Consider the following 19,891-nt stretch of genomic DNA (forward strand, 5'->3'; position numbering starts at 1 on the left):
CTCCTGTTGCCCAAAGAGGGATTTAGATGGCCTTACATCCCCACTCGGGATAATTCTCCCGAATAAACTTGTTCAGATTCCGCTCAGCCTCGCTATATTCCCGCTTCGGCATTTCACCCGAAGCATCCAGCGCCCGCTCCACCATACCGGCGGCCACAGTCACGTTGGTCATCTTGTCGATGAGGATGAAGTTCCCGGTTCCAAAGTGATGCAGGTAATCCTCGACCACCACGGATTCCGCCAATTCGACATCACACAGCCCAATGGCATTGAGTTCCAAGCCACTATCAACATTGGCATTGCGCTCGAGGGTATTTACATCCACTTCCTCAAGCACCTTGTTCACGTAGCAGTTGGTAACTTTGGTACCAATCTTGATGCCATACTCACGGCCCGGCACCAAAGCGTTTTCGTTCATCCACACGATGTGGGCGGCGAAACGATTTCCGAGCGCCGGCTGGCTGTTGGCGTGCACCAAAAGATCGCCGCGGGAGATATCCACCTCATCTTCCAGGGTGATCGTAACGGCATCACCGGGCCAGGCGCGTTCAATCTCACCTTCGTAGGTGTGAATACCGGCCACTTTGGAGGTCTTGCCGGACGGCAACACCGCCACTTCATCACCTTTGTGAACCACACCGCTGGCGATGGTGCCGCAATAGCCCCGGAAATCCAGGTTCGGGCGATTGACATACTGCACCGGCAGGCGGAAATCGGTCACGTTCTGGTCTTCCCGAACCTCTACCTGCTCCAGAATATTCATCAGGGTTTCACCGTGGTACCAGGGCGTGTTCTCGCTACGGTTAACCACGTTGTCACCGTTCAGGGCCGAAATGGGCACATAGTAAACATCCTTTAGCCCAAGCTGATCGGCCAGCTTGTCGTATTCAGCCCGGATCTCGTTAAAACGCTCCTCACTGAAATCCACAAGATCCATCTTGTTGATGGCCACCACCACATGCTTCAGGCCCAGCAGGCTCACAATAAAGCTGTGCCGGCGAGACTGGGTCAGCACCCCCTTCCGGGCATCAATCATCACCACCGCCAGCTCACAGGTGGAAGCACCGGTGGCCATGTTGCGCGTGTACTGCTCGTGCCCCGGGCAATCGGCAATGATGAACTTGCGCTTATCGGTGGAGAAGTAACGGTAGGCAACATCAATAGTAATGCCCTGCTCCCGCTCGGAAGCCAGGCCGTCCACCAACAACGCCAGATCCAGCGCCTCCCCGGCGTTCCCCATGCGCTCGCTGTCCTTGTGCAGGGCGGCGAGGTGGTCTTCGAAAATCAGCTTGGAATCGAACAGCAGGCGACCAATGAGGGTGGACTTGCCGTCATCAACGCTGCCGCAGGTCAGGAAGCGGAGCAGGTCCTTGTTTTCGTGCTGGTCCAGGTACTGGAGGATGTCGGATTCGATCAGTTCAGATGCGTGGGACATTTTAATTTCAACTCGGATGTCTGGTGTGAACACGGGGTCTGTGCCCCTGCGGGGTCTGAAGAACTTGTTCTTCTGACCCCACTTTCATGATTTCAACTCGGGAGCCTGCCTTGAGCTTGGGGTCTGAAGAACGAAGTTCTTCAGACCCCTGAGGGCTACCTAGAAATACCCTTCCCGCTTCTTCTGCTCCATGGAGGCCGCCGAGTCATGGTCAATTACCCGCCCTTGCCGTTCGGAGGTCTTCGTCAGCAGCATCTCCTGAATAATATCCGGCAGTGTCGCGGCCTCGGACTCCACGGCACCAGTCAACGGATAACAGCCCAGGGTACGGAACCGCACCATCTTCATTTCGGGCTTCTCACCGGGCTCGAGTGGCATGCGGTCATCATCCACCATGATCAAGGTGCCATCGCGTTCAACCACCGGCCGCTCAGCAGCATAGTACAGCGGAACAATATCGATGTTCTCAAGGTAGATGTACTGCCAGATATCCAGCTCCGTCCAGTTGGAGAGCGGAAATACGCGAATGCTCTCGCCTTTATTCACCTTACCGTTATACAGATTCCACAGCTCCGGGCGCTGGTTCTTGGGATCCCACCGATGGAACTTGTCACGGAAAGAATACACCCGCTCCTTGGCCCGGGACTTCTCTTCATCACGGCGGGCGCCGCCAAAGGCGGCATCGAATCCGTATTTATCCAGCGCCTGCTTCAAAGCCTGGGTCTTCATGACATCGGTGTGCTTGGCACTGCCGTGGGTGAAAGGACCAATGCCCTGCTTCACACCCTCTTCATTCGTGTGAACAATCAGCTTCAACCCCAGCATCTCGGCCATCCTGTCCCGGAACTCGATCATCTCCCGGAATTTCCAGGTGGTGTCCACGTGCATCAGCGGGAACGGCGGCTTGCCGGGAGCGAAGGCTTTCATCGCCAGATGCAGCATGACTGCGGAATCCTTGCCGATGGAATAGAGCATCACCGGGTTATCGAACTCGGCGGCCACCTCGCGAATGATGTGAATCGATTCCGCTTCAAGTTGCTTGAGGTGGGTTTTTCTGGGGGGTGTCAAGGTCATTGCAGATCCTGGAAATTAACTCGGGTTCTGATTCTAAGAGGGAGCCAGATTAAAGCGTTCATCTGACCCCATTTTCAAATTCGTCGTCTGGCGTCGGCTTTGGTGCCCGAATCTAACTCGGGGTCAGAAGAACAAGTTCTTCAGCCCCCTGGGGCAAGGTCAGGCCCGTGCACTGGGATCTGATGAAAACCTTCATCTGACCCCGTTCTACTTCACGCCCAAAATCCCGCCATTGTATCAAGAAAGCCATCCAACTGCTCACCGGGCAACGCATTGATCCCGGCCGCCGCCTTACGGCCACCGCCAGTCGGGAATTGCCGGGCCACTTCATCGGCACCGGAGCGGTTATTGAGTGGCGCGCGAATGCTCACAAGATAGCTGCCATCCGCCTTCTCAGTCACAATCGCGCATGCCTTGTCCGGATTGCGGTTCGCCAACTCATTCCCCAGCACGCCACTCACCCGCCGGGCCCAGGCCTCGTCGGGCAGTTTGACCACGAGAGAGGTTGCGGTCTCTTTCAAAACCGGCGCCGCAAGTCCTTCGGCCATATCCTTTTCATATCCATCCCGGAGCTGCTTCCAAGCGACCGGCTCCGAAGCGATCAGCTCCAGCGGATCCGGGAACTTCACGAATTCCCGGTAAAGATCGGCCGGATGAAAATGCAGGTCCTCCAGCGAAGAGCCGTAACCGTTGTAGTTAATGCAAATACCCAACATCTTCAACGATTCAGTCTGCTCCGCGCTCAAACCGGCCTTGCCAGCCAGATCCTCACCCACCGCATTCAGGTTGTCGCCAAACGCCGCAACAATGGCCCAATTATGAAACCGACCGTTCAGGTGCTGATCAACAAGGAGACTGGTGCACGTTGTGGGCTGGGTATCGATGAGCGCTGTGAATCCGGGATGATCCGGCAATTCATCGCCGGGAAAATGGTGATCCACATAAAACACCGAGGAACCGGCCTCCAACAGCGCTTCCACCGCCTCCCGGTTTTTCTCCAGGCTGACATCCAGGATATTCGCCTGCACAGGCTCCGAAGTTGGCACCTGTTTGGCCAGGGCGATGTCCCGCTTCACTCCGGTAATCAGAGTGCTCTCAGCCGGCTCGGCCAAGCGTAGCTGGATCAGGGCACAGATGCCGTCGGCATCTCCGTTGAATACGTCGTAAATCTGCATAACTTTCCAAAATTCGAGAGTCTAAAGAAGTCGCCATAAAGAAGGGGTCAGATGAACGCTTTCATCTGACCCCATTTTCAAGCCTTACTCAGAAGTTGCCGCCAACCGGGGGGGGGCACAAGAAACCTTTCTTCTGCCCCCTGCTTCAAGCCTGCTGCCGCCCAGCCCCCAACTTAAAGGCAATAAACGAAAACAAACCGAACAGCACCGAAAACACCAAAAGCCCGGAGCCCGGCACTGCATTAGCCAACATAGACCCGGGGAGAAGCACAACCAGCATTACGAGGCCATATCCGGACGTCACAGGTAAGTGACTCCCGGCGCGCTGGGCCAATTTCTGATAAGCATGTAAACGATGTGCCTGAAGCACATTCTGACCGGTAAATAGCCGTACCAGTAACGTGGTCGTGGCGTCAGCAATAAACAGCGTTAGCAGGATGATCCAGCTCCACATGCTGACGGTAGTTGTGGACGCTGACAGTAGCATCAGAAAACCCAATGCAAAGCCTAAAAACCCACTACCACCATCACCCATGAAAATCCGCGCAGGTGGCCAGTTCCAAATGACAAACCCCAGAACCGATGCCAGCGTCAACAAACAGATCCAGGTCCAGGTTTGTGGTCCCCAGATGGCAAAGTTCAAGGCCATTCCACCAAGCACCACAATGGCCTGCACCGCCGCGAGGCCATCGATACCATCCATAAAGTTATACAGGTTGATCAGCCAGGCCCATCCCAGCACCAGGATCGGCCAAAGTACGAATGCAGAGGAACTGTCTACCTCAAAGTCGAGAACCGAGAATACTGGTAGGGTAGGAATCGCCAGCATACCGAGCACCACGACCACAAGATGCACGCCCAGCCTGAGCTTTGCGGGAAGATCCCCGAAATCGTCCCAAACACCAACTGCCAACATAACGAGGCCCAACGTCAGCATTGCCGCCATGGATAAATCCGGGACCCAGTTGGAAATTGCAAAAGGAACAGTCAGGGCCAAGGCAAGAACACCAATCGCGATGCCGCCACCGTGAGGCGTTGGGACAGTATGGGAGCATCGTTCGGAAGGCTCGACCAAGGCTTTTCGGCTGAGCGCCCATTTGCGCAGGCCATAGGTCAACCCGCAGCTCGCCACCGCGATCAGCAAAAAATACCCAATCAATATCGACGTTGCCAAAGTCCCGCACCCAATTTGGTATCAACAAAAACGCCGCTCGAACTTGCAGAAGTCACCAAATTTTACTGACTTTTGCAAACTCGCGCGGCGTTGAGGCTACCACATTAAAAGATCAATTTGTCATGAAAACCTATCCACTTCGTAACAAACGGAAACATGGGAGCAGAAAAAGGGGTCAGATGAAAGCCTTCATCTGACCCCAACTTCACGCCTGCGCCCACAGAGACGTCAATAAATCACCCGAATCTTGCCGTCATCCCCATCACGACTCCCACCAACACTCTTGATCCGATGACACCAAACCAGATCCGCCAAATCCCCATTCGGCGAATACCCGGTCGGCGCCGAATCAATCAGCTCCAGAATCCGCTCACAATCAAAATTCTGGCTAGCCAGGGCAAGCCGATCCAGAAGCTTGGAGACATCTTCCCATTCCAACGCAACCTCGCGCGCCATCATGACTCGGGGGTGTGAAGTCCATTGGGGATCATCGCCAATCAGCAGCTCCTCAAACAGCTTCTCTCCCGGGCGTAAGCCGGTGTAAGTGATCTCGATATCTCCGGCGGGATTCTCTTCGGTTTTCTCAGTCAGGCCCATGAGACGGATCATCTTCCGCGCCAGATCGGCAATCTTCACCGGTTCACCCATATCCAGCACAAACACTTCACCACCCTGCCCCATGGCCCCCGCCTGGAGTACCAGCTGGCTGGCTTCCGGAATGGTCATGAAGTAGCGAATGATATCCGGGTGGGTAACCGTCACCGGCCCGCCATCGCGAATCTGGTCCCGGAAAAGGGGCACAACGGAACCGGAGGACCCCAGCACGTTACCAAAACGCACCATGGAGAAAACCGTGCCATTCTGGCGCCCAGCCAAGCCTTGAAGCACCAACTCGGCCAATCGTTTACTGGCCCCCATCACATTGGTAGGGCGCACGGCTTTGTCCGTCGAGACCAGAACAAACCGCCCAACACCGGCTGCTACGGCTGCTTCGGCGGCATGCCACGTACCGAAAACGTTGTTCTGCACACCCTCGATGATGTTGTGCTCAACCAGAGGCACATGCTTGTAAGCCGCAGCGTGATAAACAATATCGGTCTCAAACGCCTTCATCACCGCTTCACAGCGCCGGCGATGAGTCACGCTGCCCAATATGGGGTGCAACTCAACGCCGTAAGCGCCGACTCTGTTAGAGGATTTGAGTTCACGCTCAATGGCGTACAGCGCGTACTCCGACTGCTCGAACAGAACTAACCGCTTGGGCTTGTGTCGCAGGATTTGCCGGCACAGCTCAGAACCAATGGAACCGCCGGCACCAGTGACCATCACTGACTTGCCCTGAAGGGTTGCCTCCACAAGCTTTGGATCCGGGCGCACTGGCTCCCTGCCGAGCAAATCCTCAATCTCCAGATCCCTGATGTCATTAATCCGGGCTTTACCCGCCACCAGTTCGGAGACGCTCGGGACGGTCTGCACAGGTACATTCACCGGTTCAAGCTTCTCGAGGATTGCCCTGCGGTCGCCCAGGGAATCTTCGTCCAGGGCGAGCAGCACCCGGTTTACATCGTAACGGGCCACACCTTTCTGAATATGCCGGATATCAAACACCGGAATTCCATTAATGGTTGCGCGGTGATTGGCGGAATTAGCCGTGATGAACAGAACCGGTCGATACTCCGTACCATGGGACAACGCCGAAGCCAGCTGGCGCCCGGTATCTCCGGTGCCAATAATCGCCACCCGAATCTTGTTACGCTGGACAGGTGCCTGCACCAGCAACCGCACCCCCATTCGGGAGCCAGCTACAAAGATAAATGCCAGCGCTCCATAAACCACGGGCACAGTCCTAGGCACCTGCACCTGAAAGAAGTACCCGTAGACAACCAAAGCAATCGAAGACGCAACCACGCATCCCACAATGGTCATGAAGGCCCGGTCGTTCAGAAAACGTACCACGGCCCGGTACAACCCCATTCGCCCGAAAATCATCACTGTGGTGACGACAGTGGCTACAAACACCATGACATGCTCAAGCGACGGCACCCAGAACTCGACAAACCTCAGGCCAAACGAAACCCAAAGCGCGAGCGTAAGCACCACCACATCAGAGGCAACGGAAATAATCCGCTTGTAAAAGCGGGGAAGATTCAGAAAGGCATTAATCATCAGAGTTCCATCTCAATTGCGCACAAGGCACATAACAGACGCTTCTAAAAGTTTGTGAATCATGTCACAGACCCGCCTATGAGGACAGATTGTTACGTTGCTAACGCCACCACTTCACGCAACACCTGACAAGTTTTTACAATCTCCTCGTCCTTGAGAGTAGGATGCACCAGAAACATCAGACTGGTCTCCCCCAATTCCCTGGCGACTGGCAAAGGCTCCTTTGGCCGATATCCAGTGCCATCAAACGCCTTCTCGAGATAAACCTCGGAGCAAGATCCGGAAAAACACGGCACCCCACGCTCTACCAGTTCCTCAATAATCCGGTCCCGGTCCCAGCCAGACTGAAGCTCTTCCGGTTTCACAAATACATAACACTTATAGCCCGCATGCTCACATGCCGTAGTTACATCGAGTTTACATTCACACCCGGAACAGAACCCCTGAAACTCCGGCACCCGCAGTCCCTTCAACTCCCGGGCCGTTTCCCAGATGGCATTCTGGTTGGCTTTCCGGCGGGCAAACCACTTCGGCATCCGCTTCAACTGAATCCGCCCAATGACTCCCTGCATCTCCGTCATCCGCCAGTTGGTGCCAAAACTCTCATGCAACCACCGGAAACCAGGTTCGTGATCACGATCATACACCGCATCCCAGCTCTTGCCGTGATCTTTGTAAGACCACATCTTTGACCACAATTCCCGGTCATTGGTCGTCACCATGCCCCCTTCCCCGCCAGTGGTCATGATCTTGTCCTGGCAGAACGACCAGCAGCCCACATGGCCAATCGAACCCACAGACCGCCCCTTATATCGGGCACCATGGGCCTGGGCACAGTCTTCAATCACAGACAACCCGAACTCCTCCGCCAGCGCCATAAACCCATCCATATCACATGGCCAGCCCGCGAGGTGTACGCAGACAATGGCACGAGTTCGAGGCGTAATGACCTTGCGCACGGATTCGGGGGTGATGTTCTGGGAATCCGGATCGACGTCTGCAAAGACCGGCACCGCGCCAGCGGTCACAATGCTAGATGCCGACGCCAGGAAAGTTCTGGGAGTAACCACCACCTCATCACCCTCACCAATGCCCAGCGCTTTCAATGCCAGATCGAGGGCCAAAGTGCCGTTGGCCAAGGCAATTGCGTATTCGGACTCTGCAAAAGCAGAGAACTCCCGCTCAAATTTCCGGCATTCCTCGCCGGTCCAGTAGTTCACCTTATTGGAAAGCAGAACATCACGTACTGCGTTAGCCTCTTCCTCGGTAAAGGAAGGCCACGGGGAGAAAGGTCCGTTTAACATGATTACTCGATTTTTTCGTTTCTGAAATTTGAAGCGAGGGTTTGCCTTTATCGCGAGACGCTGCAAGCAAAGCACGGACTAGGATTTAAGGTCGGGGTCTGACCCCAAACGGGGTCAGACTCCATTTTCGGCTTTTAATCTTTATGAGGCTCAAGCACCCGAGCCGGATTCCCAGCAACCGTAACACCTGCGGGCACATCTTTAATCACAACCGCCCCCATACCAACAGTGGCACTTTTACCAACCTCAACCAGCTGCCGCACCGAAGCACATCCGCCAATCCAAGTGAGAGCGCCAAGCTTTACGCCGCCCGCCAAAGCAGCATTGGGACTGATGTGACTGAAATCATCCACATGGCAATCGTGCTCAACCACAGCCCCCGTATTCACGATACAACCCTTACCAACAGAGGCGCAGGCATTGATGACCGCATTGGCAAAGACCACCGTCCCAGCGCCAACCGTGGCATGGGCACTAATAACCGCAGAAGGATGAATAACCGAACAGAGCTCAGCGCCTGCCGCTAACAAAGTCTGCTGCTTAGCCTGGCGAATCCGGTTATTACCAATCGCAACCACCACACCATCGAAAGACGCAAGATCGGCCAGCAACGCAGAAGTATCACCCACCACACGCCAGGGACCATTCTCTTTCAAGCCGGGCCAGGCATCATCAAAGAAAACCACCTCACCCCAACCAGCAAGCTCGGCAGCATCCGCCACAACCTTTCCATGGCCACTGGCACCAAGAATGGCGAGGCGCATCAATCCTTACTCCCGGTGAACTTCGACATCGTCACCTCACCGTCTCCACTAATCCCATCCCGAACCAAAACCTTCTTCACAGTCAGGAACAGAATCTTCAAATCCAGCCAAAGCGACTGATTGTCCACATACCAGACATCCAGCCGGAACTTGTCTTCCCACGAAATTGCATTACGCCCATTCACCTGCGCCCAGCCAGTTACTCCCGGGCGAACTTCGTGGCGGCGGAACTGTTCTTTCGAATACAGTGACAGGTATTCCATCAACAACGGTCGGGGACCAACCAGGCTCATATCACCCTTGAGTACATTCCAGAGTTCCGGCAGCTCATCCAGGCTGGTGGAGCGCAGAAAGCTCCCAAACGGAGTCATGCGCTCATCATCGGGCAGTGGGCTACCGTGTTTGTCGATGGCGTCCAGCATGGTCCGAAATTTGACCATCTGAAACGGCTCGCCATCTTTGCCCGGACGGGTCTGATGGAAGAACACAGGGGAACCAAGTTTGAGCCAGATCAGCAAGGCAACCATGGCAATCAGCGGCCACAAAACCATCAGCGCAGTGGCCGCTGCCAGTACATCAAGAATACGTTTGATCACTGAATCCCCATTTCACCCAACATGAATTCATTTACCTTGTGCACGTCATACTTCTGTTCTGCAATCTGTCTGGAGCGCTCACCCATGCGATTCACAAGCTCAGGATCTTCGATGAATCGAATCATTGCCTCAGCCAATTCATTAACCGCCTGAACCGGCACCAGAAAACCGTTATCACCATGCACTACAGTTTCCCTACACCCCGGTGCATCCGTAGTGATCACCGGCCGCCCCATAGCCATGGATTCCAGCACGGTGCGGGGTGTGCCTTCGCGATAGGAAGGCAGCACATACACATTGGAGTTGGCAATGGCTGGGCGTACATCTGCCAGTTTGCCGAGAAACTTCAGCGTCCCCGAGTTCACCCATTCATCCAGTTCCTGCTGACTAATGGCATCCGGGTTGCCGTCTATCCAGCCGACCAGGCGGAACACTGCATTCGGGTGCTGGGCTTTCACCATTTTGGCCGCCTGGGCATACTCCCGCACCCCCTTGTCGCCCAACAAACGGGCAATCAGCAGAAACGAAGGTTCCGCGGGCAGAGGTGCCAACGAATAATCCGCGACATCTACACCAGAACCATTAACCATACACGACGGAATACTGACTGGTAGCAACCCCTGCTGCCGAAATAACGCCTCGTCATCCGGGTTCTGGAAGAACACCTTACGGCTTTGAGAAAGCCCGAACCGGTACAACCGCTGAATCAGTTTTCGTAGTAGGCCTCGCTTGCCTGAAGCTTCACCTGTAAAGGCATAACCCAGGCCGGTAACAAGCGCAAACCGGTTCGGAACACCCGCAAGCCACGCCGCCAAAGAGCCATAGATCACCGGCTTAATGGTATACCCCAGCACATAATCCGCCCGAATGCGACGCATCAATCCCCAAAGCTCCGCTACCGTGCCTAGATCCACCACTGGATTGGTTCCAGTGCGCGTCAATCCAATTTCATGCAGGGTAATGCACAGCGCTTCCAGCTCGAAACGGATATCCGGCACATCAGCCAAATCCGGTGCAGCCACGTGCACATCCAACCCCTTCGCCACCAAAGCCCGCAACAACGGCCCGCGAAACTTGATCAGCGAATCGGGAAAACTGGCAATCAGCAAAAACGTCTTCAAAGCCGCAAATCCGCCTCACCCAAGGGCAGCAAACCCTTCAGGTCAAACAACACACCATCCGCCTTCAGGTAGCCCCGCAGATCACCGGCACTCATAGCCGCGTATTCTTTGTGCGGCACCGCCACAATCACTCCGCTGAAGCTGCCCTGCTCCGGCTTATCCACCAGGCTGATGCCGTATTCATGTTCCGCCTCGGCGCCATCTGCCCAGCAGTCGGTTACATCCACCTGACAGCCGAAGTCTTGCAGTTCTTTGACCACATCAATCACCCGGGTATTGCGTAAATCCGGGCAGTTTTCCTTAAAGGTAAAGCCCATTACCAGCACCCGGGCGTCGGCGATGGTGTGGCCGGCTTTGATCATCGCTTTTACCAGTTCCGAAGCCACATAAGGCCCCATCCCATCATTCGTGCGGCGGCCGGCCAGGATGATTTCCGGGTGGTAGCCAATGGCCTGGGCTTTGTGGGTGAGGTAGTACGGGTCTACCCCAATGCAGTGGCCGCCTACCAGGCCAGGCTTGAACGGCAGGAAGTTCCATTTAGTGCCGGCGGCGGACAGCACTTCGTGGGTATCAATACGCAGCCGAGCGAAGATCATCGCCAGCTCGTTCATCAGCGCAATGTTCAGATCCCGCTGGGTGTTCTCAATCACCTTCGCCGCTTCCGCCACTTTGATGGAGCTAGCCTTGTGGGTACCGGCGGTGATGATATCCGCGTACAGGGCATCCACTTCCTCGGCAATGGCCAGGGTTGAGCCGGAAGTCACCTTCTTGATGGTGGTTACCCGGTGTTCCTTATCCCCCGGGTTAATCCGCTCCGGGCTGTAACCGGCGTAGAAATCCTCGTTGAGCTTAAGGGCAGACACCCGTTCCAGCACCGGCACACACACCTCTTCCGTTGCACCTGGATACACGGTGGATTCGTAAATCACAATATCGCCGGATTTGAGCACATTGCCCACGCTCTCGCTGGCCTTCACCAGCGGCGTGAGATCCGGGGCTTTGTAGTCATCAATGGGCGTGGGCACGGTAACGATGAACACCGTGCAGTCTGCGATCTCGTCCAGGGAATCGGTAAACGACAGATGGGAGGCGGCAGCCAGCTCTATGGCGGAAACTTCGCGGGTGAAATCCTCGCCTTTCTGCAGCTCGGCAATACGCTTGGCGTTGATATCAAAACCCACAACCGGGCGTTTTTCACCCAAGGCTACGGCGAGTGGCAGGCCTACGTAACCCAGGCCGATAACAGCAATTTTTTTCACAAAGTACTTCCGTGCATACTAGATTGAAATTAAAAGAGGTAAATGACCGAGACGTTCATATACCCGGGCGGACAGGGTTAGCTGCCAGAATCGCTTTGAGTTTTGTCGTCACAAAATCGCTTGAAGCGGATGATATGTGGTGACTGTCGCTAAAATATGACCACCTGCCATCAGTCAACTCACATGCGTCACCCTCACAGAAAATGTCATAGGGATTAATCACACGTACCGAGTGTTGATCTGAAAGCTTAGAAAAGAACACTCCAGCGTTCACGATAGTTTCACGGCTTTCCACTTGAAGCTCCCGAAGCTGCGCGCTCAATGACTCCCTACTGATTTGTACCGACGGTTGAACACCTGTAGCTCCAGTCACCTTCAGATGGCCTCCCACTACAACCACTTCATCGGCGTACTTCTTGAAGTGTAATACCGTGTTTGCAAGAAACGGCTCCCACCGCTCAATGCCAGAAACGCCGTCGGGGGCATTTATGAGCTCACCTCCGTATCCTTCCCATTGCTGAGACACGACAACCAGATCGTATTTCTTTTCCAAGCTGTAAAGCCGGTCACGTAAGTCATCACAAGAGATGTCAGAGAACTGGTCTTTGAAGTCGACACCTTTAAGCAAAACACAGCCGCCCCGGGTAACAAAGTCGGCCTGCGCCCGATCAATACCAAGAGCGCTCATCATCGGAAATGCGTACTGCTGCAGAACCGAGTCCCCAACAAATAGGACTCGGGCATTGTTGCTTTCGCCGACTACGAAACCTCTGCGGTAGTACCGATGAAAAGTAGCGCCATGTGCTTCTGCAACTTCCATGGCAAACGGGTTTAAAAGTTTAAATCGCTCTGGAACCCCGCCCGACTTGGCCACGGCTAGGCCGGATACCGCGAAAAAAGGAATCGAAGCCACCAAACCAGCAGTTAAAATCCTCCGCGCAATCTTTGGACCACGCTTCACGTAATTTCGCACCGGCAGCTCTATATACCGATAGGTCATCCAAGACATCAGAATTGAAACAGGGAATACGATCAATAGAGCTACCATTGTTGGGTAGTCCGGATTCGAAAATACCAGAAACGATATAATTGGCTGATGGAACAGATAAAGTGGATAAGAAATCAACCCAATCCAGACCAGCACTCTGTTCGACAGAACACGGGTAACTGAGGCTTTTCCGGAAGAAGGAAAAGCAACAATCAAACCGGCACCAACACACACCAGCAGCGCATTGTAGCCTGGGAATGCCGAGGACTTATCCAGCAAAAACATAGGAAGTAGCACTAAACCGGCGCCAATCAGGCTCAAAGCGGCCTTGTATCCATCATTCAACCCACCGAAGTACCCTCTGTGCAAACAGATCGCAAGAAAACAGCCGCTCAAAAGCTCAAAAGCTCAAAAGCTCAAAAGCTCTGTAGTGTGGCCAAAAATAACCAGCCAGATAGTCCTGGCTAACACCTTGTATAGATAGCGTGAACGAAAGAGCGAACAGCAGCAAAGTGACCGGCACTAACAGATTTTTGGAAAGCTTATACACCGCCAGCATCACCACAGGCCAAACAACATAGAACTGTTCTTCGACCCCAAGCGACCAAAGGTGAATCAACGGCTGATAAGCTGCGTCTTGAGCGAAATAGTTAACACCTTGCGCAAAATGCAGGTTTGCTGCCCCAAAAGCTGAGAAAAAGATATCCTTACCTAAGCTATCGAACTGCCGACTGCCGTAAAAAAAGAACCCAAAAACAACCACCATTAACAAAGTGACTGACAGGGCCGGAAGCAAACGGGCCACTCTACGCTTGTAAAACTCGGCAAACGAGAATCTTTGGCCCTCCATCTCCGACAGTAGCAAGGCCGTTATCAGAAAACCGCTGATGACAAAGAATACATCGACACCTACAAAACCACCGGGCATCAAGGTCGCATCAACGTGGAAGAGCACAACGGGCAATACGGCTAATGCTCGCAGGCCATCAATGTCAGGTCTGTATATTGAACTCATACCTTCAAGTACCAAGGCATAGCCTTAGCAATCCCCTCGCGAACCCTAAACTCCGGCGCATACCCCAGCTTACTCGCCGCCTTACCAATATCCGCCTGTGAATGCCGAACATCCCCCGGCCGGAAATCGCGGTACACCGGCTCTTTGTCATACACCACGCCATTCTCCGCCAAGGCACTCTTCAGCGCGTTGAACAGATCATTCAGCGTGGTGCGATCACCCACCGCCACGTTGTAAACCTCGTTCTTCGCAGAATCCTCCGCCGTGGCCGCCAGCAGGTTCGCCTGCACTGCATTCTCGATAAAACAGAAATCCCGGCTGGTTTCACCATCGCCGTTGATGAACATACCCTCGCCGCCCATCATGGCTGCGGTCCATTTCGGGATAACGGCGGCATAGGCACCATTCGGATCCTGGCGCTTGCCGAACACATTAAAATAACGCAGGCCAATGGCCTTGAAACCGTAACTGCGGGCGAACACCTCTGCATACAGCTCATTCACATACTTGGTGACGGCATAAGGCGACAGCGGCTTGCCAATGTTCTCCTCCACCTTCGGCAACGCCGGTTGATCGCCGTAGGTAGAGCTGGACGCCGCATACGTAAAACTCTTCACCCCCGCATCCCGCGCTGAAACCAGCATGTTCAGAAAGCCGGTGATGTTGGCGGCATTGGTAGTGATGGGGGCATTTAAAGACCGCGGCACCGAACCCAGCGCCGCCTGGTGCAGCACATAATCCACACCCTCACAGGCCCGGGCACAATCCTCCTGATTGCAAATATCGCCTTCGATGAAGGTGAAGCGGGACCACTGCTCCGGCGACACCAGAGACTGAACTTCATCGAGATTGCTTTGGTGGCCGGTGGCAAAGTTGTCCAGGCCGATTACACGTTGGTTCAGTTTTAGGAGGTGTTCGAGGAGGTTGGAGCCTATGAAGCCGGCAGTGCCGGTGATTAGCCAAGTTCCGGTATTATTCTTAAGATTATCAAGCATACTCCTATAAATATTCATTGCACCTAACCAATTAGATAATTAAAGTCTTTAGCATAACTCTCTGGCGTAAAATACACATCGGCAGTTTCTTTAGCCTTTACCCTCAAATCCCCATCTCTGCATAAGTCAACAGCTTTATCAATTACCCTGGCTAAGCTATCGACATTCGAATCAGGACAAACTAGACCATTGACGCCATCGTCCAGGTAGGCACTCAGATCACTCGTTATATTCGCTATAACAGGTGTCCCAAGAGCCATACTCTCTACAAATTTTGTAGGAAACCCTGCTTCCACGCTTCTAATATTTGGGCGAATTATTATTGAATAATCTGACACTTCCACAAGATTAACTGTATCACTATGATTCAACACCCCATGGCACTTGACAACTTCATCAATTACCGCCTGACTAAAACCCGACGACGGGGTGTACTCACTAAGCTTTTCTCTTGAGATGCCAGCTATATGTAACTCAACATTTTGCCCTGCATCATGAGCAGTTAGAACGGCAGAAACAATGGAAGACAGAGAGTCCTTCTTTCCTGGAGTGCCGGCGTAGACGAACTTCACTGGTTCGGTGCCCTCAGCCGAACTGGACAAACCATTAACATCAAAACTTGCTGTCGGCGGGACCTTTATTATATTTTTAGAATGAGGGGCATAGTAATTTTTCAAATACTCGCTAATAACAATTAAGCCATCACACCTCTTGACCAAAACTCGCATCGCCAACTCAATATTAAGAAAGTATGGCGATAAAAATTTGGATATTAGCCCAGGCGGGTCGTACCACTCAACAGCATCAAATATTAGCTTAACGTTATTTTTACGCGCCCAAGGCAGCAAACGAATCAGGTACGGGGAGTAGCCGCTATAGAGAATAACCGCATCAGGTTTTCTCTCCAACGACTCCAGCCAGCGAACAGTGCTCTTGCCGGCGGTAAAGTACATCAAATGCTTCAACAGTGTTGGCAAGTTTTCATGCCGCCGTTCATTCAACGACACAACTGGGATTCCGTTGTAGTCTTGCATAGGCGCGTCGGAAAGCTGGCCGGAACTAACCACCACATCATAACCTGCACATTGCAACGAACGACAATTGCCATAGATCCTTCGTGCAGCAGCCCCCCCATTAGGGAAGCTGTAAGGGCCAACATAGGCCACAAGTTTCCTACCCTCAGTCATACTGCTTCCAAACCGTCTGCATCACATAATCCCGATAGCTGTGGATAATGCGAACCACTTTTTCCGCTACATTCGGCATGCTGTAGTCTTCTACCAACCGCATGTAGCGGTCATCACCCCTACCCTGGTTTTCCAGAATGGCCAGGCCCTGCAGCACACGTTCGGTGCTCAGCCCCACCATCATGGCGGCGGTTTCTTCCATGCCTTCGGGGCGTTCGTGAGCTTCCCGGATGTTCAGAGCCGGGAAGTTGAGGATGGAGGCTTCTTCGCTGATGGTGCCGCTGTCAGACAACACCGCCCTGGCGCTCAGCTGCAGTTTGTTGTAGTCCTTGAAGCCCAACGGCTTCAACAGGCGCACGTTTTCGTGGAACTGCACACCCATGGCATCCACCCGCTTCTGGGTGCGGGGGTGAGTGGAGACAATCACCGGGTAGCCGTATTGTTCGGCAATCGCATTCAAGGTGTCCACCAGGGCCAGGAAGTTCTTTTCAGAATCGACATTTTCCTCCCGATGGGCGCTTACCACAAAAAACTCTCTTTCTTTCAGACCCAGGCGCTCCAGTACATCTGAGCCATCGATACCATCGCGGAAGTAGTTCAGTACTTCAAACATGGGGCTGCCGGTTTTGATCACCCGATCGGGCAGCAAGCCTTCTCGCAGCAAATAATCCCGGGCTATGGTGCTGTAGGTCAGGTTGATATCGGCAGTGTGGTCGACAATGCGGCGGTTGATCTCTTCCGGTACCCGCATATCAAAGCAACGGTTGCCGGCTTCCATGTGGAAGGTGGGGACCTTGCGGCGTTTGGCGGGAATCACCGCCATACAGCTGTTGGTATCCCCCAGTACCAGCAGAGCATCGGGCTGCACGTCGGCCAGCACTTTATCCACCGCGATAATCACGTTACCGATGGTTTCCGCACCACTGGCGCCGGCGGCGCTCAGGAAGTGGTCTGGCTTGCGGATGCCCAGGTCCTGGAAAAAGATTTCATTCAGTTCGAAGTCGTAGTTCTGGCCGGTGTGCACCAAAATGTGCTCGCAATACTCGTCCAGCTTGGCCATCACGCGGGACAGGCGAATAATCTCCGGCCGGGTGCCGACCACGGTCATCACTTTCAGTTTTTTCATGGCAGTTCCAGGTTCGTTCAGGCTTCGGTACCCACCGGGCACGCGAAGGTATCCGGGTTGTCCCGGTCAAAAATTTCATTAGCCCAGAGCATACACACCAGCTCGTCGTCGCCCACGTTGGTAATGTCATGGGTCCAGCCTGGCACGGTTTCCACAATCTCCGGTTTAGAGCCTTCGGTGAACAACTCGTAGAACTCCCCGGTGAGCATATGGCGGAAGCGGAAGCAGGCCTTGCCCTTGATCACCAGAAACTTCTCGGTTTTCGAGTGGTGGTAATGGCCGCCACGGGTTACACCCGGGTGGGCGGTGAAAAAAGAGAACTGGCCAGCATCCGGGGTCTTCAGCATTTCCACAAAAACACCGCGCTCGTCGCCATGCTGCGGCACGGTGTAGGTGAACCGATCCGGCGGCAGGTAGCTCACGTAGGTGGAATACAGCGCCCTTACCAACCCGTTACCCACCGGTTCGGTAATCAGATTATCCCGGCTGGCCTTGAAACGGCTCAGCTGGCTGGCCAGCTCGCCCACAGTAATCTGGTAAACCGGCTCCACATCCACAAACGAGTCATTCTTTGGCTCGCCGCCCAGCAGGCTGAGGAAGCTGGCGATAACGTCGTCTACATACACCAGGTTGATCACAGCATTCGGGTCGTTAATCTGTACCGGCAAATCCCGGGCGATATTGTGGCAGAAGGTAGCCACCGCCGAGTTGTAATTGGGCCGTGCCCATTTGCCGAACACGTTGGCCAGGCGATAGATGTAGACCGGGTTGCCGGTGGCTTCGTGCAGGGCCAGCAGGGCTTCTTCCGCTTCGCGCTTGCTGGTGCCGTAGTCATTATCCTGCTCCGCCTGAATCGACGAGCTATAAATCACCGGGATGTGCCGGTCAGTGGCTTGCACTGCGTTACACAAAGCCCGGGTAAGCCCGACGTTGCCGGTGATAAATTCGGCCGGATCCTGTGGGCGGTTGATGCCGGCCAAGTGGACGATCCAGTCCACCCCTTCCAGCAAGCCCGGCAGGTCTTGCTCGGTGTGCTCCCGGGTGAAAGGCACCATCTCAAAGCCGCCTTTCTCTTCAAGATGCATTTGCAGGTTCTTGCCGATGAAACCGTTAGCGCCGGTTACCAGTACTTTCATCAATCAGTCCTCCGGGCTCTGGTACTCACCCCGTTCCAGGGCACGAATGAATTCCAGCTTACGCAGCAAGGTTTGCATTCCGACGACATCCAGGCGTTCTGTATTGTGGGAGTTGTAATCCTCAGTATGTGAGATCTTCTCCTCGCCCTGCTCCACAAACTTACCATAGTTTAAGTCCCGCAAATCTGGCGGCACCCGGTAATAACCACCCAGATCTTCCGCGCAGGCCATTTCTTCCCGGCTGAGCAGGGCTTCAAACAGCTTCTCACCGTGTCGGGTGCCAATCACATTGATGGGGTGATCCGGCTTGCCCACCAAATCCGTCAATGCCTGGGCCAGAGTTTCGATGGTGGCAGCCGGGGCCTTCTGCACGAACAGGTCACCATTGCTCCCGTGCTCGAAGGCATACAGCACCAAGTCAACCGCGTTCGCCAGAGTCATCATGAAACGGGTCATGTTGGGGTCGGTAATGGTGAGAGACTTACCCGCACGAATCTGGTCCACAAACAACGGAATAACCGATCCCCGGGAGGCCATCACGTTGCCGTAACGGGTACCACAGATGACGGTTTTTTTCGGGTCCACATTGCGGGACTTGGCCACCATCACCTTTTCCATCATCGCCTTGGAAATGCCCATGGCGTTGATGGGATACACCGCCTTATCTGTACTCAGGCACACCACCCGCTTCACTTCGTTCTGGATGGCCGCTTCCAGCACATTCTCGGTGCCAATTACGTTGGATTTTACCGCCTCCATAGGGTGGAACTCGCAAGACGGCACCTGCTTAAGCGCCGCCGCATGGAAAATGAAATCCACTCCCCGGGTTGCATTCAGAATGCTGTTGTAGTCCCGCACATCGCCAATGTAAAACTTTAGCTTGGGATTGGCGTAACGCTTGCGCATATCATCCTGTTTTTTCTCATCCCGGCTGAAGATGCGGATTTCTTCAATGTCTGTATCCAGGAAGCGTTTTAGAACGGCGTTGCCGAAGGAGCCGGTACCGCCTGTGATTAACAACCGCATTTTCGAAAACATGGCAGAATCAACCTAAATTAAAGAGTTAAAAATTACAGAAATCTGGGGTCCACTGATATAGGACGAAAGAAAAATCAAACCAAAAAGCAGCACAATCTTCGCCATAAAAATCCACATGACATTCTTTACATTACCCACAACCATTACCAAAAAAACACCAGCCAAGGGCAGAAAATAGAACGCTAACCTTGCAACCAGCCATATAGATGTTCCAAGCCAAAACAAATAGCAAACAAAAACAACGCCAAATGCACAGAGCGAGACAAACCTATCGTCAGAAACCTTCTCTTTGATATTACAAACCCACAACCTTTCAGGAAGAAAAGCAATAAATAAGG

18 protein-coding genes are annotated in these 19,891 nt (G+C 53.8%); all 18 read right to left on the reverse strand.

Annotation, left to right across the window (positions count from 1 at the left end; translation table 11 throughout):
- Nucleotides 1-22 precede the first annotated feature (22 nt).
- Nucleotides 23-1,435 carry a sulfate adenylyltransferase subunit CysN gene (gene cysN / locus ACQUTG_RS09925; protein WP_428919227.1) on the reverse strand — a complete coding sequence of 471 codons (1,413 nt, stop codon included), beginning with the start codon at nucleotides 1,433-1,435 and terminating at the stop codon, nucleotides 23-25.
- Nucleotides 1,436-1,594: 159 nt separating this feature from the next.
- The gene (gene cysD, locus ACQUTG_RS09930; protein ID WP_428919228.1) at nucleotides 1,595-2,509 is read right to left on the reverse strand and encodes a sulfate adenylyltransferase subunit CysD; all 915 of its coding nucleotides are present in this window, start codon (nucleotides 2,507-2,509) and stop codon (nucleotides 1,595-1,597) included.
- Between the two features lie 212 nt (nucleotides 2,510-2,721).
- Nucleotides 2,722-3,684 (reverse strand): DHH family phosphoesterase, encoded by a 963-nt coding sequence (locus ACQUTG_RS09935; RefSeq protein WP_428919229.1) that lies wholly within the window; start codon nucleotides 3,682-3,684, stop codon nucleotides 2,722-2,724.
- Nucleotides 3,685-3,829: 145 nt separating this feature from the next.
- Entirely contained in the window at nucleotides 3,830-4,858 is a 1,029-nt protein-coding gene (locus tag ACQUTG_RS09940) for an MraY family glycosyltransferase (RefSeq protein ID WP_428919230.1), read from the reverse strand.
- Between the two features lie 228 nt (nucleotides 4,859-5,086).
- Nucleotides 5,087-7,024 carry a polysaccharide biosynthesis protein gene (locus tag ACQUTG_RS09945; protein WP_428919231.1) on the reverse strand — a complete coding sequence of 646 codons (1,938 nt, stop codon included), beginning with the start codon at nucleotides 7,022-7,024 and terminating at the stop codon, nucleotides 5,087-5,089.
- 92 nt (nucleotides 7,025-7,116) lie between these two features.
- Complete coding sequence (locus ACQUTG_RS09950) at nucleotides 7,117-8,328, reverse strand: DegT/DnrJ/EryC1/StrS family aminotransferase (RefSeq protein ID WP_428919232.1); 1,212 nt, start codon at nucleotides 8,326-8,328, stop codon at nucleotides 7,117-7,119.
- Between the two features lie 134 nt (nucleotides 8,329-8,462).
- The gene (locus ACQUTG_RS09955; RefSeq protein WP_428919233.1) at nucleotides 8,463-9,092 is read right to left on the reverse strand and encodes an acetyltransferase; all 630 of its coding nucleotides are present in this window, start codon (nucleotides 9,090-9,092) and stop codon (nucleotides 8,463-8,465) included.
- A complete protein-coding gene (locus ACQUTG_RS09960; RefSeq protein WP_428919234.1) occupies nucleotides 9,092-9,688 on the reverse strand; it encodes a sugar transferase in 597 nt (198 codons plus the stop codon). The genes ACQUTG_RS09955 and ACQUTG_RS09960 overlap by 1 nt, the downstream gene beginning before the upstream one ends.
- Complete coding sequence (locus ACQUTG_RS09965; RefSeq protein WP_428919235.1) at nucleotides 9,685-10,809, reverse strand: glycosyltransferase family 4 protein; 1,125 nt, start codon at nucleotides 10,807-10,809, stop codon at nucleotides 9,685-9,687. Before ACQUTG_RS09965 ends, ACQUTG_RS09960 begins: the two co-directional genes overlap by 4 nt.
- Nucleotides 10,806-12,068, reverse strand: coding sequence for a Vi polysaccharide biosynthesis UDP-N-acetylglucosamine C-6 dehydrogenase TviB (tviB, locus tag ACQUTG_RS09970; protein WP_428919236.1), 1,263 nt, complete (start codon nucleotides 12,066-12,068; stop codon nucleotides 10,806-10,808). Before tviB ends, ACQUTG_RS09965 begins: the two co-directional genes overlap by 4 nt.
- Nucleotides 12,069-12,123: 55 nt before the next feature.
- Nucleotides 12,124-13,377 (reverse strand): acyltransferase family protein, encoded by a 1,254-nt coding sequence (locus tag ACQUTG_RS09975; RefSeq protein ID WP_428919237.1) that lies wholly within the window; start codon nucleotides 13,375-13,377, stop codon nucleotides 12,124-12,126.
- A gap of 79 nt (nucleotides 13,378-13,456) precedes the next feature.
- Complete coding sequence (locus ACQUTG_RS09980) at nucleotides 13,457-14,071, reverse strand: acyltransferase family protein (RefSeq protein WP_428919238.1); 615 nt, start codon at nucleotides 14,069-14,071, stop codon at nucleotides 13,457-13,459.
- Nucleotides 14,068-15,084, reverse strand: coding sequence for an SDR family oxidoreductase (locus ACQUTG_RS09985; protein ID WP_428919239.1), 1,017 nt, complete (start codon nucleotides 15,082-15,084; stop codon nucleotides 14,068-14,070). Before ACQUTG_RS09985 ends, ACQUTG_RS09980 begins: the two co-directional genes overlap by 4 nt.
- Nucleotides 15,085-15,089: 5 nt before the next feature.
- Entirely contained in the window at nucleotides 15,090-16,253 is a 1,164-nt protein-coding gene (locus ACQUTG_RS09990) for a glycosyltransferase (RefSeq protein ID WP_428919240.1), read from the reverse strand.
- Entirely contained in the window at nucleotides 16,246-17,379 is a 1,134-nt protein-coding gene (gene wecB, locus ACQUTG_RS09995; RefSeq protein ID WP_428919241.1) for a non-hydrolyzing UDP-N-acetylglucosamine 2-epimerase, read from the reverse strand. Before wecB ends, ACQUTG_RS09990 begins: the two co-directional genes overlap by 8 nt.
- A 17-nt stretch (nucleotides 17,380-17,396) precedes the next feature.
- Nucleotides 17,397-18,515, reverse strand: coding sequence for a UDP-2-acetamido-2,6-beta-L-arabino-hexul-4-ose reductase (wbjC, locus tag ACQUTG_RS10000; protein WP_428919242.1), 1,119 nt, complete (start codon nucleotides 18,513-18,515; stop codon nucleotides 17,397-17,399).
- A gap of 3 nt (nucleotides 18,516-18,518) precedes the next feature.
- Nucleotides 18,519-19,553, reverse strand: a complete 1,035-nt coding sequence (locus tag ACQUTG_RS10005) for a polysaccharide biosynthesis protein (RefSeq protein WP_428919243.1) — start codon at nucleotides 19,551-19,553, stop codon at nucleotides 18,519-18,521.
- Nucleotides 19,554-19,565: 12 nt separating this feature from the next.
- Nucleotides 19,566-19,891, reverse strand: a 326-nt coding sequence (locus ACQUTG_RS10010) for a hypothetical protein (RefSeq protein WP_428919244.1), incomplete at its 5' end; no start/stop codon positions are given.

This window comes from Marinobacter sp. DUT-1, from assembly GCF_050379415.1.
Taxonomy (GTDB): Bacteria; Pseudomonadota; Gammaproteobacteria; order Pseudomonadales; family Oleiphilaceae; genus Marinobacter.

What these genes read in the sequence shown, in the direction of transcription:
- cysN (WP_428919227.1), bottom strand. Translation starts at nt 1,435, where the DNA reads ATGTCCCACGCATCTGAACTGATCGAATCCGACATCCTCCAGTACCTG.
- cysD (WP_428919228.1), bottom strand. Translation starts at nt 2,509, where the DNA reads ATGACCTTGACACCCCCCAGAAAAACCCACCTCAAGCAACTTGAAGCG.
- ACQUTG_RS09935 (WP_428919229.1), bottom strand. Translation starts at nt 3,684, where the DNA reads ATGCAGATTTACGACGTATTCAACGGAGATGCCGACGGCATCTGTGCC.
- ACQUTG_RS09945 (WP_428919231.1), bottom strand. Translation starts at nt 7,024, where the DNA reads ATGATTAATGCCTTTCTGAATCTTCCCCGCTTTTACAAGCGGATTATT.
- ACQUTG_RS09950 (WP_428919232.1), bottom strand. Translation starts at nt 8,328, where the DNA reads ATGTTAAACGGACCTTTCTCCCCGTGGCCTTCCTTTACCGAGGAAGAG.
- ACQUTG_RS09955 (WP_428919233.1), bottom strand. Translation starts at nt 9,092, where the DNA reads ATGCGCCTCGCCATTCTTGGTGCCAGTGGCCATGGAAAGGTTGTGGCG.
- ACQUTG_RS09980 (WP_428919238.1), bottom strand. Translation starts at nt 14,071, where the DNA reads ATGAGTTCAATATACAGACCTGACATTGATGGCCTGCGAGCATTAGCC.
- ACQUTG_RS09985 (WP_428919239.1), bottom strand. Translation starts at nt 15,084, where the DNA reads ATGAATATTTATAGGAGTATGCTTGATAATCTTAAGAATAATACCGGA.
- ACQUTG_RS09990 (WP_428919240.1), bottom strand. Translation starts at nt 16,253, where the DNA reads ATGACTGAGGGTAGGAAACTTGTGGCCTATGTTGGCCCTTACAGCTTC.
- wecB (WP_428919241.1), bottom strand. Translation starts at nt 17,379, where the DNA reads ATGAAAAAACTGAAAGTGATGACCGTGGTCGGCACCCGGCCGGAGATT.
- wbjC (WP_428919242.1), bottom strand. Translation starts at nt 18,515, where the DNA reads ATGAAAGTACTGGTAACCGGCGCTAACGGTTTCATCGGCAAGAACCTG.
- ACQUTG_RS10005 (WP_428919243.1), bottom strand. Translation starts at nt 19,553, where the DNA reads ATGTTTTCGAAAATGCGGTTGTTAATCACAGGCGGTACCGGCTCCTTC.